At 60.2% G+C, this 13,816-nt stretch carries 12 protein-coding genes; 4 read left to right on the plus strand and 8 right to left on the minus strand.

Annotation, left to right across the window (positions count from 1 at the left end; genetic code table 11):
• Positions 1-204: 204 nt before the first annotated feature.
• The 7 genes from CIB54_RS17820 to CIB54_RS17850 all read right to left on the minus strand — a co-directional run bounded on the left by CIB54_RS17820 (position 205) and on the right by CIB54_RS17850 (position 8,254).
• Positions 205-1,605: a sigma-54 interaction domain-containing protein gene (locus CIB54_RS17820; protein ID WP_065952459.1), complete on the minus strand. Its 1,401-nt coding sequence runs from the start codon at positions 1,603-1,605 to the stop codon at positions 205-207.
• A gap of 108 nt (positions 1,606-1,713) precedes the next feature.
• Complete coding sequence (locus CIB54_RS17825) at positions 1,714-3,285, minus strand: ABC transporter ATP-binding protein (RefSeq protein WP_101220496.1); 1,572 nt, start codon at positions 3,283-3,285, stop codon at positions 1,714-1,716.
• 10 nt (positions 3,286-3,295) lie between these two features.
• Positions 3,296-4,318, minus strand: coding sequence for an ABC transporter permease (locus CIB54_RS17830; protein WP_101220497.1), 1,023 nt, complete (start codon positions 4,316-4,318; stop codon positions 3,296-3,298).
• Positions 4,318-5,376 carry a microcin C ABC transporter permease YejB gene (locus CIB54_RS17835; protein WP_065952462.1) on the minus strand — a complete coding sequence of 353 codons (1,059 nt, stop codon included), beginning with the start codon at positions 5,374-5,376 and terminating at the stop codon, positions 4,318-4,320. The genes CIB54_RS17830 and CIB54_RS17835 overlap by 1 nt, the downstream gene beginning before the upstream one ends.
• A complete protein-coding gene (locus CIB54_RS17840; RefSeq protein ID WP_101220498.1) occupies positions 5,376-7,235 on the minus strand; it encodes an extracellular solute-binding protein in 1,860 nt (619 codons plus the stop codon). Before CIB54_RS17840 ends, CIB54_RS17835 begins: the two co-directional genes overlap by 1 nt.
• A 128-nt stretch (positions 7,236-7,363) precedes the next feature.
• The gene (locus CIB54_RS17845) at positions 7,364-7,645 is read right to left on the minus strand and encodes a peptidylprolyl isomerase (RefSeq protein ID WP_065952464.1); all 282 of its coding nucleotides are present in this window, start codon (positions 7,643-7,645) and stop codon (positions 7,364-7,366) included.
• 114 nt (positions 7,646-7,759) lie between these two features.
• The gene (locus CIB54_RS17850) at positions 7,760-8,254 is read right to left on the minus strand and encodes a DUF1543 domain-containing protein (protein WP_101220499.1); all 495 of its coding nucleotides are present in this window, start codon (positions 8,252-8,254) and stop codon (positions 7,760-7,762) included.
• A gap of 106 nt (positions 8,255-8,360) precedes the next feature.
• On the opposite strand from CIB54_RS17850, the gene CIB54_RS17855 reads away from it, so the two are divergent.
• Entirely contained in the window at positions 8,361-9,182 is an 822-nt protein-coding gene (locus tag CIB54_RS17855; RefSeq protein ID WP_065952466.1) for an aldo/keto reductase, read from the plus strand.
• A gap of 49 nt (positions 9,183-9,231) precedes the next feature.
• Here the strand turns inward: CIB54_RS17855 and CIB54_RS17860 are convergent, their stop codons facing one another.
• Complete coding sequence (locus CIB54_RS17860; protein WP_065952467.1) at positions 9,232-9,747, minus strand: Hcp family type VI secretion system effector; 516 nt, start codon at positions 9,745-9,747, stop codon at positions 9,232-9,234.
• Positions 9,748-10,223: 476 nt separating this feature from the next.
• Between CIB54_RS17860 and tssA the strand changes: the two genes are divergently transcribed.
• The 3 genes from tssA to tssC are packed head-to-tail and all read left to right on the plus strand — an operon-like array spanning position 10,224 to position 13,808.
• Positions 10,224-11,777 carry a type VI secretion system protein TssA gene (gene tssA, locus CIB54_RS17865; protein ID WP_101220500.1) on the plus strand — a complete coding sequence of 518 codons (1,554 nt, stop codon included), beginning with the start codon at positions 10,224-10,226 and terminating at the stop codon, positions 11,775-11,777.
• Positions 11,778-11,801: 24 nt separating this feature from the next.
• The gene (gene tssB / locus CIB54_RS17870; protein WP_065952469.1) at positions 11,802-12,311 is read left to right on the plus strand and encodes a type VI secretion system contractile sheath small subunit; all 510 of its coding nucleotides are present in this window, start codon (positions 11,802-11,804) and stop codon (positions 12,309-12,311) included.
• Between the two features lie 15 nt (positions 12,312-12,326).
• The gene (gene tssC / locus CIB54_RS17875; RefSeq protein ID WP_101220501.1) at positions 12,327-13,808 is read left to right on the plus strand and encodes a type VI secretion system contractile sheath large subunit; all 1,482 of its coding nucleotides are present in this window, start codon (positions 12,327-12,329) and stop codon (positions 13,806-13,808) included.
• Positions 13,809-13,816: the final 8 nt, after the last annotated feature.

The following is a 13,816-nucleotide window of genomic DNA, read 5'->3' on the forward strand; positions in this document are numbered from 1 at the left end:
TCTTGAAATAAAAGGTTATTTATAGGATTTTGCGTTGATTTTTTTGGAGGCTATCTCAATAGTGAGACAAACACAGCTCCAATGTGGGAGGGGGCTTGCCCCCGATGGCGGTATATCAGGTGTATATGCTTAACCTGACACACTGCTATCGGGGGCAAGCCCCCTCCCACATTGGGTTGTCTTTATATTGAGAGCGCTGTCTCTTTAGGGAGACTGAGTTAGCCCAAGGGCGATCATTTTCTTGTACAGCGTCGACCGCCCCAGCCCCAACCGCTTGGCGGCCTCCACCACATTCCCCGCGCACGCCTGCAAAGCCTCATCGATCAACTGCCGATCAAACCGCGCCCGCGCCGCCGCAAACGTCTCACCCTCGACTGTGGCCACCGCACCGCTTGCCACCGGGCTGAACGTACCAATCGCCGCACGGATCTGTGCGGCGTTCAACAGCAGGTCATCACTCAACAACGCCGCCCGCTCAAGCACATTGCGCAGCTCGCGGATATTGCCCGGCCAGGCATGGTGGGCCAACAGTGTCAGCGCTTCGGGGCTCAACTCATGCCGGCTGCGCAGTTCTTCCAGAATCGCTTCGCTCAGCGCGGGAATATCCTCCAGCCGTTCACGCAACGGCGGCACCTGGATCGGCAGGACATTGAGGCGGTAATACAGGTCTGCGCGGAACTCGCCACGCTTGATCGCCGCTTCCAGGTCCATGGAGGTGGCGGCAATCACCCGCACATCGCTGTGCAGCATCTCGTTGGAACCCACCGGTTCGAATTCCTTTTCCTGCAGCACCCGCAATAACTTGCTTTGCAGGGGCAGCGGCATGTCACCGATCTCATCCAGAAACAGCGTGCCACCCTGGGCGATCTGGAATTTTCCCGGCCGGCCCTTGCGGTCGGCGCCGGTAAACGCACCCGGTGCGGTGCCGAAAAACTCAGCCTCGAGCAGGTCATGGGGAATCGCCGCGCTGTTGATGCTGACGAACGCCTTGTGGGCGCGTGGCGACGCGCCATGGATGGCCTGGGCAAGCAGTTCCTTGCCGGTGCCGGTTTCACCGAGCAGCAGCACCGGCGATTCGGCGCTCGCACTGCGCCGCGCGCGGCGCTTGACTTCAAGGCTGGCGGCGCTGGTGCCGATAAAGTGCGCGAAGTTGTATTTGCTTTGCCGCGAGCGCAACAGCGAACGGGTGGACGCCAGCTCCTGCTGCATGCTCAGGTAGCGTTCGATCAGCGGCGACAGGTTGCGCAGCTCATCGAACAACGCAAACCCGATCGCACCGATCACCGCGCCCGCTTCGTCGTGGATCGGCAGGCGCATCACCACCAGCGGGCCCTTGGGCGTGTCCTGGATATCCAGCAGGATCGGCCGGTCATTGCGCACCACCTGGCGCAGCAGGCTATTGGAGATCACCTGCTCGCAGGGTTGGCCGATGGCCTGCTCGGCGCTTTGCAGGCCGAAACGCCTGGCGTAGCGTTCGTTCATCCAGACGATATTCGCGTCGCGATCGACAATCACCGTGCCTTCGCTGGACTGCTCGATGATCTCGAACAGCGACTGGATGGCCAGGCCACGAACCTGTTGGTAATCCTTGAGGCTGGTACTCATGGGTACAAAATCCTGTAGGCGCGAGCTTGCTCGCGAAGGTTATCAACGATAACGCGGCGCTTCTGGAGGAACTTGGAGTATTCAATTTCTTCGCGAGCAAGCTCGCTCCTACAGGGGAATGTGCGCCGCTGCCAGAAGCTCCCGGGTGTAGGGGTGTTGCGGCGACTCAAATACGTCATGACTGGCGCCACGTTCCACTACCTTGCCGTCCTTGACCACGATCATATCGTGGGCCATCGCACGCACCACCGTCAGGTCATGGCTGATGAACAGGTACGTCAGGCCGTATTTCTCCTGCAGTTCGCGCAGCAGCGCCACCACTTGTTTTTGCACCGTACGGTCCAGCGCCGAGGTGGGTTCATCCAGCAGCATCAGCGCCGGCTTGAGCACCAGCGCACGCGCAATGGCGATACGTTGCCGCTGGCCGCCGGAAAACTCATGGGGGTAGCGATGGCGGCTGGCGGGGTCCAGGCCCACATCCTTGAGGACCTGGATCACTTGCGCTTCGCGCGCGTCGAGGCTGCACGGGGCGTGCACTTGCAGGCCCTCGCTGATGATCTGCTGCACTGACATGCGTGGGCTGAGGCTGCCATAGGGGTCCTGGAACACGACCTGCATCTGCTTGCGCCACGGCCGCATCTGCTGATGAGTGAGCGGGTCGAGGGACTGGCCCTGGAAGCGGATGCTGCCGCTGGAGTCCAGCAAGCGCAAAATCGCCTGGCCGAGGGTGGACTTGCCCGAGCCGGACTCGCCGACAATCCCCAGGGTCTTGCCCCGTTGCACGCTCAGGCTGATGCCGTCCACCGCGCGCAGGTAGGTCTTGGGCCGAAAAAGCCCGCCGCCGAGGCGAAACTGCACGGTCAGGTCATCGACCTGCAAGACCGTCTCGCGCTCGTCGCTGCACAGCGCATCGCTGGACGGTTCGGCGTCCAGCAGCAGGCGGCTGTAAGGGTGCTGGGGCGCCGTGAACAGCGTCTGGCAATCGGCCTGCTCGACGATCTCTCCGGCGCGCATCACGCACACCCGCTGGGCAATGCTGCGCACCAGGTTGAGGTCATGGCTGATCAGCAGCAGTGACATGCCCAGGCGTTGCTGCAGGGACTTGAGCAACAGCAGGATCTTGCGCTGCACGGTCACGTCCAGCGCGGTGGTGGGTTCGTCGGCAATCAGCAGCTCCGGCTCGCAGGCCAGGGCCATGGCGATCATCACCCGCTGGCGCTGGCCACCGGAGAGTTGATGGGGATAGGCCTTGAGCCGCTCCCTGGGCTTCTGGATGCCCACCAGGTCGAGCAGTTCGAGGATGCGCGCCTGCGCCGCCTTGCCGCCCAGGCCCTTGTGCAGCAGCAGGGTCTCGCCGATCTGCTTTTGGACCGTATGCAGCGGGTTCAGAGAGGTCATCGGCTCCTGAAAGATCATGGCAATGCGGTTGCCGCGCAGCTTTTGCAGGGCCGCAGGTGACGCGCCCATCAACTCCTGGCCGCGGTACTTCACCGAGCCTGTGCTGTGCGCGCCGGCGTCGGGCAGCAATTGCAGGATCGAATGGGCGGTCACGGATTTGCCCGAGCCCGACTCGCCAACCAGCGCCAGGCATTCGCCTGGGCGTACGTCCAGGCTCACATTGTGCACCACGGTCTGGCCGCCGAACGCCACGCACAGGTCACGGATTTCAATCAGGTTCATACGCGGTCACTCATGAGCGAGGGTCGAAGGCATCACGCAACGCCTCGCCGATAAACACCAGCAGCGACAGGATCAGCGCCAGGGTGAAAAATGCCGTCAGGCCCAGCCACGGCGCTTGCAGGTTCTGCTTGCCCTGGGCGATCAACTCACCCAGCGAAGCACTGCCGGCCGGCATGCCGAAGCCGAGGAAGTCCAGGGCGCTCAAGGTCGAAATCGCCCCGGTCAGGATGAACGGTAAATAGCTCAAGGTCGCGGTCATGGCATTGGGCAGGATATGCCGGGCGATGATCTTGCCGTCGCCCAGTCCCAGGGCGCGTGCGGCCTTGACGTACTCCAGGTTGCGCCCGCGCAGGAACTCGGCACGCACCACATCCACCAGGGCCAGCCAGGAGAACAGCGCCATGATCCCCAGCAGCCACCAGAAATTCGGCTCGACGAACCCCGACAGAATAATCAGCAGGTACAGCACCGGCAGGCCCGACCATACCTCCAGGATGCGTTGGCCGAGCAAGTCCACCCAGCCGCCGTAGTAACCCTGCAATGCGCCAGCAGCGATGCCGATGGCCGCGCTGATCGCGGTCAACGCCAGGGCAAACAGGATCGACACCCGCGCGCCGAAAATCACCCGCGCCAGCACATCCCGCGACTGGTCATCGGTGCCCAGCCAGTTCACCGTCGACGGCGGGCTGGGGGCAGGGCGGGTCAATTCATAGTTGGGTGTGTCGTCGCTGAAGGGGATGGGGGGAAACAGCATCCAGCCGCCGTCCTGCCTTATCAGCTTTTGCACGTAGTCACTGCGGTAGTCGGCCTGGAATGGCAGTTGCCCGCCGAACTGCTGCTCGGTGTAGCGTTTGAATACCGGGAAATACAGCTCGTTCTTGAAACTGAGCACCAGGGGCTTGTCATTGGCGATCAGTTCGCCGCCCAGTGTCAGAATGAACAGGCCGATGAAGAGCCATAGGGACCACCAGCCACGACGGTTCTTCTTGAATCGCTCAAAACGCCGACGTGCCACGGGAGACAGCTTGAGCATCAGGCGTTCCTCGCGGCAAAGTCGATACGCGGGTCCACCAGGGTGTAGCAGAGGTCACCGATGAGTTTGATCAAGAGGCCGAACAGGGTAAAGATAAACAGCGAACCAAACACCACCGGGTAATCCCGCGACACCGCAGCCTCATAGCTCATGCGGCCCAGGCCATCGAGAGAGAAGATCACCTCGATCAGCAGCGAGCCCGCGAAGAACACGCTGATGAACGCCTGGGGAATCCCGGAAATCACCAGCAGCATCGCGTTGCGAAACACATGGCCGTAGAGCACGCGACGCTCGCTCAAACCCTTGGCGCGCGCGGTCACCACGTACTGTCGGGTGATTTCGTTGAGGAACGAGTTCTTGGTGAGGATGGTCAGGGTGGCGAACCCGCCGATCACCAGCGCCGTGACCGGCAATACCAGGTGCCAGAAGTAGTCGGCGATCTTGCCCACGGTGCTCAGTGCTTCGAAATTCTCCGACACCAATCCGCGCACCGGGAACCAGTTCAGCGAAGTGCCGCCGGCAAATATTACGATCAGGAACATCGCGAACAGGAACGCCGGCATCGCATAGCCGATCACGATGGCGGTGCTGCTCCATACATCAAAGCTGCTGCCATGGCGCACCGCCTTGCGTATCCCCAGGGGGATCGACACCAGGTAAGTAATCAAGGTGGCCCACAGGCCGAGGGAAATGGTGACCGGCATCTTTTCCAGGATCAGGTCGATCACCGTCGCGCCGCGAAAGAAGCTGTTGCCGAAGTCCAGTCGGGCGTAGCTCTTGAGCATCAGCCACAGGCGTTCCGGCGCAGGCTTGTCGAAACCGTATTGCTTTTCGATGTCCTTGATCAGTTTCGGGTCCAGGCCGCGGCTGGCCCGCGAGCCGCTGATGCCTTCGCCGGCAGCGCCTGCGACACCGCCCCCGCCGATGCCTTGCAGGTGGGCAATGGCTTGTTCGACCGGCCCGCCCGGCGCGGCCTGCACGATCACGAAATTGACCAGCAGGATGATCACCAGGGTCGGGATGATCAACAGCAGGCGCCGCACGATATAGGCAAACATCAGCGCTTAGCTCCACGTTGTTCCAGCTTGGCGCGCATCTGCTCGTCTGTCAGCGGCGTCGGGCTGACTTCCCACCAGGTTTCCAGGGCTTCATCGTTTTTCGCCTCGATGGCCGGGCGGCCGAAGCGATTCCACCACGCCGCGGAGGTGCCGGGTGGGTAGTAATTGGGAATCCACAGGTAGTTCCATTGCAGCACCCGATCCAGCGCGTGGGCGTAGGTGAGCATCTGCGCCTGGGTATCGGCCTTGACCAGGCCCTTGACCAGGCTGTCGACGGCCGGATCCTGCAGCACCATATAGTTATTGGCGCCCGGATCGAACGCGGCGGCGGAACCGAAGAAATTGTACAGCTCCATGCCCGGCGATGCCGTGACCGGAAAGCCGGTGACAATCATGTCGTAATCCCGTGCCATCAAGCGGTTGACGTATTGGGAGGAGTCGATGCGGCGGATATTCAAGGTGATACCGATTTGCGCCAGGTTGCGCTTGTACGGCAGCAGCAGACGTTCCACACCCGCCTGGGCATTGAGGAAGGTGAATGCCAGCGGCTCGCCCTCGGCATTGACCAGTCTGTCGCCGTCAGGCTTCCAGCCCGCTTGCTCCAGCAGGGCCAGGGCCTGCAACTGCTTATCGCGGATCACGCCGCTGCCATCGGTGACAGGCGCCTTGAACACCTGGGTAAACACTTCATCGGGAATCTGCCCGCGCAAGGGTTCAAGGATCGCCAGTTCTTCCTGGCTCGGTAACTGGGTGGCGGCAAGCGGGCTATTGGAGAAATAGCTCTGCTGACGGATGTACAGGTTGCGCATCATCTGCCGGTTGGCCCATTCGAAATCCCATAGCATGGCCAGGGCCTGGCGCACGCGACGGTCCTTGAACATCGGCTTTTGCACATTGAACACATAGCCCTGAGCCGGCTGCGGCATCTCCTTGGCCAAATGCGCGCGCTGCAGGCGGCCATCGTCAAGGGCCGGGCCGTTATAGCCGATGGAGTAGCCGGTGGCGGAAAACTCCCGGTTGAAATCGTAGGCGCCGCCGCGCAGCACCTGGCGCGCCACTTCGGTGTCGCCGAAATACTCCAGGCTCAGGTGATCGAAGTTGTAGAGGCCACGGCTGACGGGCAAATCCTTGCCCCACCAATCGGGATCGCGGGTAAAGGTGATGGTGCTGCCGGAGTCGATCTTGCTCACTTTATACGGGCCACTGCCCAGAGGGGCTTCATAGCCGCCGCCATTGGCGAAGTCGCGGGTCTTCCACCAATGTTCGGGAAACACTGGCAGGGTGGCGATATCCAGGGGCAGGGTGCGGTTTTCATTGCTGGCAAAGTCGAAACGCACCTGGCGCTCGCCTTCGACTTCGACATGCTTGACGTCGGCAAACAGCGTGCGAAAACGCAGGCTGCCTTGGGTCATCAATAAATCGAAGCTGTAACGCACGTCTTCGGCGGTAATCGGTTTGCCATCGGCAAAACGCGCCTTGGGGTTGAGGTAGAAACGCAGCGACAGACCGTCGTCGGCGCGCTCCATTTTTTCGGCAACCAGGCCGTAGACCGTATAAGGCTCGTCCAGGGAGCGCTGGGCCAGCGGCGCATACAGCCAGCCATCCACCTGGGACACGCCGATGCCTTTGTCGATATACGGCAAGACATGGTCAAAGCGCCCGATCTCCAGGGCGGAGCGGCGCAGGCTGCCGCCTTTGGGCGCATCCGGGTTGGCATAGTCGAAATGGCTGAAGCCGTCGGGGTATTTGGCCGGCTCGCCGTACACCGTGAGGGAGGCTTGTGGCGCTGCTATCACGGCGGTGCCTGTCAGGAACAGGACCAGGGTGATGCCCAACAGTTTTGGAAAAGCCAATCGCATTATCAGCCTTGAGCGCGGATGAACATAAATAGAGAGCGGTACGTTAACGACTTAAGCGCCGTCAGTCATCACATGCACAACGGCCCACCAAATGGCGGGCCGTTGTTTACAGCATCAGCACGGACCGATCAGTCCTGGCGGCTGGTGACTTCCAGCAGGTGATAACCGAACTGGGTTTTTACCGGGCCTTGTACGGTGTTGACCGGGGCGCTGAAGACGACGCTGTCGAATTCCTTGACCATCTGGCCTGGGCCGAACGAACCCAGGTCACCGCCTTGACGGCTGGACGGGCAGCTGGAGTTGGCTTTGGCGACTTCGGCGAAATCAGCGCCGCCTTCGATCTGGGTCTTGAGTTCGTTGCACTTTTCTTCAGTGGAAACGAGGATGTGGCGGGCGGTGGCTTTGGCCATGGAAAATAACTCCTTAAGTGAAAAACGGTGAGCCTACCGGATTCAGGCGGTTATTTCCCGGCAAAGTTCCACCGGCGTGCCTGACCGGCTGAGGAATGGCCTGGCGCGCGGGTTTCAGGCCAAAACGATGTAGTCGTTCTGCTGGACGATGGGGGCGTGCGGGCCCTTGACCAGATGGATATAGCGGCCGTCCACCAGGTCGATGGGCAGACAATCGTCGATATCCATGACCGCGTCGGTGTGGGCCTGGGACCAGTGGCGCAACAGGTGCTGCTTGCCCTTGCTCATCGCTTCGCGTTTGTCGCGCGCGACCAGCAACAGGTAGTGATGGGCCTCGCCAAAGCTGTTGGCCTCATAGCCGCCCAGGTTGATGAAATACAAGTGAGGCGCCTCGCCGTGCGGCGCCAATTGGCTGAATTGGACCTTCCAGCCATCGACACCATCGACCGCCATCCACGAATCGATGTGCAGGCCCTTGGGGCTGCCAAACCAGGCGTCGCGCAATTGCGGGTAGGTGGCTTGCAGCGTATCCGCGACGGCAAACGCCACATCGTGTACTTCGATCCGGGCCCTGGGGTGCTTGCCTCCGAGCATGACAACAAACAGCATTGCGGGTGATTCCTGGCGATTGATCAAAGGCCAACCATACTGCGATTGAACCCTTTTGTCCGGTCAATGCCACACTGTTAATTCGCGAACTCATCAGGAGGTTGTCATGCGTACTATCGATCTGGCCGGCGTTCCCGTCCCTGTCATCGGCCAGGGAACCTGGCGCATGGGCGAAGACCCGAACCGGCGCCGCGCCGAAGTGGGCGCATTGCAACTGGGTATCGACGAGGGCCTGACCCTGATCGACACCGCTGAAATGTATGGCGAAGGCGGTGCGGAAAAGGTGGTCGGCGAGGCCATCCAGGGCAGGCGCGACCAGGTATTCCTGGTGAGCAAGGTGTACCCGCACAATGCCAGCCGCACGGGTGTGCCCCGCGCGTGCGAAGCGAGCCTTCAGCGCCTGGGCACCGACTACATCGATCTGTACCTGCTGCACTGGCGCGGCCAGTACCCTCTTGAAGAAACCGTCGAAGCGTTCGAGCGTTTGCGCGAAGCAGGCAAGATCGGCCGTTGGGGGGTTTCCAATTTTGATGTAGCAGACCTGCAGGAACTGGCATCCCCTGTGTGCGCAACCAATCAGGTGCTCTACAACATTGAAGAGCGTGGTATTGAATTCGACCTGCTGCCGTGGTGGCAACAGCACCATTTGCCCCTGATGGCTTACTGTCCTGTCGCCCAGGGCGGTGCACTGTTGGCGAGCCCGACGCTCAAGCAGATCGCCCATCGCCATGAGGCGACCGCTGCGCAAGTCGCCCTCGCCTGGGTCTTGCGTCAGGAGGGCGTCATTGCCATCCCCAAGGCAGTGACGCCCGAACACATACGGCAAAACGCTGCGGCTGCGAAGCTGGTATTGGACGAGCATGACCTGGACGCCATTGATCGCGTGTTTGGCGCGCCCAAGCGCAAGCACCCGCTGGCCATGGTGTAGTCCCAGCAGGAACGGTGCCTTCCCTGGACCGTTCCCGCCTGCGCCGCGGTTAGCTGGCCACAGGATTGCGCCAGTCATCAGAGCCGGACGTGCCGGCTACTTCATGGGTCCAGACGATCTTGCGATAGCTGAAATACACGTCCTCCAGGTGGGTGAAATGGGCGTTGTCCGGGTCCTGGCAATTGGGCATGCGCGACTGGATGTCCACAATCGTCGCGCCTTCCAGTTCGACGGTGAAGTAGTGCTCCTGGGTGCCTGCCGAAGAGGTACGAAACCATTCCAGCCGGCACGACACTTCTTCTCCCGAAGTCAGTGCACTGAATAGCAGGGGCGAGGACTTGTCGAAGACTTTGCTGATCATCAGCGGTTTGTGTGCACGCTGGCCGGTAGGCTGCCCCGATTGCGGATCCCGGGGAATGATCACCTGATGCGCAAACGCCTGCACCAGGATCTGATCTTCATGGCCTTCCTGATAAATGTTTCCTACCGAGTCCTGGGTAAATGTACCTGCGGTGATCAAACCTTGTTTGACACCGGTGATGGAGAGGTACGCGGGTGTTGGCATGACGGGTTTCCTTGTCTGATTGAGTAGGTACCCCCGAACAGCAAAGTTGCCGGGCGGTTAAATGCCTATAACAAAAAGCGTGCCGGAAAGTGCGTGGGTCAATGAAGTCAGGGCGATCTGGTTGGAAAAATTTAATAGCTCAATGCGTTGTGGGTTTTTGGCGGTTTTTCAGTAATTGAAGTTGCGCATAAGTGCGCAGTTAATTGCTCGTGGTAGTGAGTGAGCGATTAAGCGAAGGTGGCGGATAATTGAAGGATTTTTCAGTTGATTAAGTGCGCAAATCCTTGCGCAGGCCACGATTTTAGAGGGTTGTAGGAAATTCCTTAAGTCCTGCTCTGCAGCTTGCTGGTTGTTTTTAAGGTGGCTAAGGTTTGTTCACTTCGTAGCGTGTTGAACGCGGGGTTAGCGGCACTCAGATACGTGTTTCATGGTATCTGGTTTGCCTATTCAGCCTTCTTAGTTGTGTGCGGCCAAAAATGGTTCATTCAGAAAAGCTTTATGCTTATTATCAGGAACTTGCACGAACCCCCTGTTCGTCAGGGAATTTCGCTGGCAACGACGTGCGGTTTTCGAGTGAGTTTGAAACCATGGAAACCGAGGTCGCCAAAACACAATCGATACATGGTGGGAGCCTGCCGAATTGGCAACAGGTCTGCGACATCAGTGAGCGCATGCTGCGTGAGCAATCCAAGGATCTTCGCGCCGCTGTATGGCTGACCTGGGCGCTGCACCAGCGTGATTCATTTCCTGGGTTGCTGGCCGGTCTTGGTTTGCTGGTTTATCTCTGTGAGCATCACTGGGCACCGGTGTATCCCGCCAAGCCATGTACCCGCGTTGCCGCGTTGGGCTGGCTGGTGACGCGCCTCGACTCGCTCTTCTCGCATAACCTGTCTCTCGTCGACCAGTTGCCCTTGTTCCGGGCACTGCATGAACACCTCGTACGCCTTGACGAACTGTTGAACGAGCACCTGGGTAGCGACGCGCCGTTGTTGTTGCCGAGCCGACGACAACTGTCGGAGCGTCTGGCGCGTGCCACCCAAGGCGGTGTGGAGCCGGCGGGCATCGCGGGCGTCATTGCCCAGGTCAAGCAGGCGGGCACGCAACTGCTCAAGCCTGAATCGCCCATCAACAACGAGAAGGATGCCCACAAAGCGCTGCGCGCCTTACAGGAACAGGCCCGCACGTTATGTACCTGGTGGTTGCGCCAGAATGCCACCGACCTGCGCGCCTTGCGTCTGGGACGCACCTTGGCCTGGCTGAGCCTCGTCAACTATCCCGATGCCAACAGTGAGGGGGTGACGGCGTTGCGCCCGCTGGCTCCCGACAAGCTTAACCGTTACCAGGATCGTCTCAGTCATGGCCATCACGCCGAGCTGTTGCTCGAACTCGAGGCCAGCCTGGCGGGCGCATTGTTCTGGTTCGATGGCCTGCGCATGGTCTGGGAATGCCTTGAAGCCTTGCATGCGAGCCAGGCGATGACTGAGCTGGAAATGAGTTTCGCGCTGTTATTGCAACGTTTGCCGAACCTGCCTGAATTGCGCTTTGACGACGGTACCCCGTTTGCGGCCCCGGCGACCTGTGAGTGGATCACGCTCCATGTGATTCGCCACCTGCACAAACCCGAGTCTTTCAGTGCTGTCGCCGATGTCGGCAGCGAACCCTGGGAAGCCGCCTTGCAGGCGGCCATGCCAAGCTTGCGCAAGGAGGGGCTCAAGACTGCAGTGAGCGTGCTCACGCAAGGTTTGAAGAGCGCGTGCAGTGAACGCGCGCGCTTTCATTGGCGGCTGGCGCTGGCCAGGTTATGCGTGCGGGCGGGCAAGCCTGACTTGGGCAGGATTCAACTGGAACAGCTGGACCTCGAATTACAGCGCGCGGGCCTGGACCGCTGGGAGCCGGAACTGGCCTTGCACGTCGGTCGGCTGCTGTACCGCTGCTATGACCTGTTGCCACAAAGCCACGCCGTGCGCGAAAGCAAGGACGCCACGCACCGCCGGTTGTGCCATTTCGATCTGGAAGCGGTACTCGAATAAAAAATCATCATAAGGAGAAACACCATGGCCAAAGACGGTTCGGTAGCACCCAAGGAACGTATCAATATCACCTTCAAACCCGCGGTTGGTGGTGCGCAGGAGGAAGTCGAGCTGCCGTTGAAACTGCTGGCGCTGGGGGATTTTTCACAACGCGAGGACCCGCGCAAGCTTGAGGACCGCAAGCCTATCGGAATCGACAGGAACAGCTTCGACGAGGTGTTGGCCAAACAGGCCCTGAACTTGACATTGAGCGTGCCCAATCGCCTCCAGGAAGACGCTGACGTCGAAGACCTGGCGATCCAGGTCCGGATCAACTCGATGAAGGATTTCAACCCCGCCAACCTGGTCGAGCAGATACCGCAGCTGCAAAAGCTGATGGTGCTGCGAGAGGCATTGGTGGCGCTCAAGGGGCCGCTGGGCAACACCCCGAGCTTTCGCAAAGCCATTGAGCAGGCACTGGCCGATGACGACTCCCGTGTTCGGGTACTGGCCGAGCTGGGGCTGAGCAACGCTGATGCCGAACCTATTCAGTAAAAGGACACTGACACCATGACGACTACCCAGCATGACCCGCAGCCCCTGCCAAACGCCGCCGACGCGTGCAGCATTCTCGACAACATCATTGCCCATACGTTGCTGAGTGCCGATGACGAGGCGTATAGCATTGCCAAGCGCGGTGTGTCGGCGTTTATCGAAGAACTGGTCAAGCCCCACAACCGCGAAGAACCGGTCAAGAAACGTCTGGTCGATCGGATGATCGCCGAGATTGATGCCAAACTCAGCCGGCAAATGGATGAGATTCTGCACCACCCGGAGTTCCAGGCACTGGAGTCGGCCTGGCGAGGGCTGCAACTGCTGGTCGAGCGCACCAACTTCCGTGAGAACATCAAGATAGAACTGCTGAATGTCTCGCGGCAGGACCTGTTGGACGATTTCGAAGATTCCCCGGAAGTTACCCAGTCGGGGCTCTACAAGCACATCTACAGTGCCGAATACGGTCAGTTTGGCGGGCAGCCGGTAGGGGCGATCATCGCCAACTACTTCCTCTCGCCCAGCGCGCCTGATGTAAAACTCATGCAATACGTGGCGGGTGTTGCCGGTATGGCTCACGCCCCGTTCATCGCGGCCGCAGGGCCAGGTTTCTTCGGTCTGGAAAGCTTTACCGGCCTACCTGACCTCAAGGACCTCAGGGATCATTTCGAAGGCCCTCAGTTTGCCAAGTGGCAGAGCTTTCGCCAGAGCGAAGATGCTCGCTACATCGGCCTCACGGTACCGCGCTTTTTGCTGCGCACGCCGTACGACCCCCTTGAATGCCCGGTCAAAACCTTTGCCTACCGGGAAACTGTGGTCAACAGCCACGAACACTACCTGTGGGGCAATACGGCGTACGCCTTCGCTACGCGCCTGACCGACAGCTTCGCGCGCTTTCGCTGGTGCCCCAACATCATCGGGCCCCAGAGTGGGGGAGCGGTCGAGGACCTGCCGTTGCATCACTTCCAGAGCATGGGTGAGATTGAAACCAAGATTCCTACCGAGGTACTGGTTTCAGACCGGCGCGAATATGAGTTGGCGCAAGAAGGGTTCATCGCCCTGACCATGCGCAAGGGCAGTGACAATGCAGCCTTCTTTTCCGCCAGCTCCGTGCAGAAACCCAAGACGTTCGGCATCAGCGAAGAGGGCAAGGCAGCCGAACTGAACTACCGGCTGGGTACCCAGTTGCCTTACATGATGGTGGTCAATCGCCTGGCCCACTACCTCAAGGTTCTGCAACGTGAACAATTGGGCTCGTGGAAGGAACGGACCGACCTGGAGTTGGAACTCAACAAGTGGATTCGCCAATACGTAGCGGATCAGGAGAATCCCAGTGCAGAAGTGCGCGGGCGGCGTCCACTGCGTGCAGCGCGCATTGTCGTCAGCGATGTCGAGGGTGACCCGGGCTGGTACCGCGTCAGTTTGAGCGTACGGCCGCATTTCAAGTACATGGGGGCAGACTTCACCTTGTCCCTTGTCGGCAAGCTCGATAAAGAATGAGTCGAGGC

It is taken from the genome of Pseudomonas fluorescens, assembly GCF_002837185.1.
GTDB lineage: Bacteria > Pseudomonadota > Gammaproteobacteria > Pseudomonadales > Pseudomonadaceae > Aquipseudomonas > Aquipseudomonas fluorescens_AM.

Excerpts from the sequence above, each read along its gene's own strand:
- tssA (WP_101220500.1), top strand. The coding sequence starts at position 10,224 with ATGGTTCATTCAGAAAAGCTTTATGCTTATTATCAGGAACTTGCACGA.
- CIB54_RS17840 (WP_101220498.1), bottom strand. The coding sequence starts at position 7,235 with ATGCGATTGGCTTTTCCAAAACTGTTGGGCATCACCCTGGTCCTGTTC.
- CIB54_RS17855 (WP_065952466.1), top strand. The coding sequence starts at position 8,361 with ATGCGTACTATCGATCTGGCCGGCGTTCCCGTCCCTGTCATCGGCCAG.
- CIB54_RS17835 (WP_065952462.1), bottom strand. The coding sequence starts at position 5,376 with ATGTTTGCCTATATCGTGCGGCGCCTGCTGTTGATCATCCCGACCCTG.
- CIB54_RS17860 (WP_065952467.1), bottom strand. The coding sequence starts at position 9,747 with ATGCCAACACCCGCGTACCTCTCCATCACCGGTGTCAAACAAGGTTTG.
- tssB (WP_065952469.1), top strand. The coding sequence starts at position 11,802 with ATGGCCAAAGACGGTTCGGTAGCACCCAAGGAACGTATCAATATCACC.
- CIB54_RS17850 (WP_101220499.1), bottom strand. The coding sequence starts at position 8,254 with ATGCTGTTTGTTGTCATGCTCGGAGGCAAGCACCCCAGGGCCCGGATC.
- CIB54_RS17830 (WP_101220497.1), bottom strand. The coding sequence starts at position 4,318 with ATGCTCAAGCTGTCTCCCGTGGCACGTCGGCGTTTTGAGCGATTCAAG.
- CIB54_RS17820 (WP_065952459.1), bottom strand. The coding sequence starts at position 1,605 with ATGAGTACCAGCCTCAAGGATTACCAACAGGTTCGTGGCCTGGCCATC.
- tssC (WP_101220501.1), top strand. The coding sequence starts at position 12,327 with ATGACGACTACCCAGCATGACCCGCAGCCCCTGCCAAACGCCGCCGAC.
- CIB54_RS17825 (WP_101220496.1), bottom strand. The coding sequence starts at position 3,285 with ATGAACCTGATTGAAATCCGTGACCTGTGCGTGGCGTTCGGCGGCCAG.
- CIB54_RS17845 (WP_065952464.1), bottom strand. The coding sequence starts at position 7,645 with ATGGCCAAAGCCACCGCCCGCCACATCCTCGTTTCCACTGAAGAAAAG.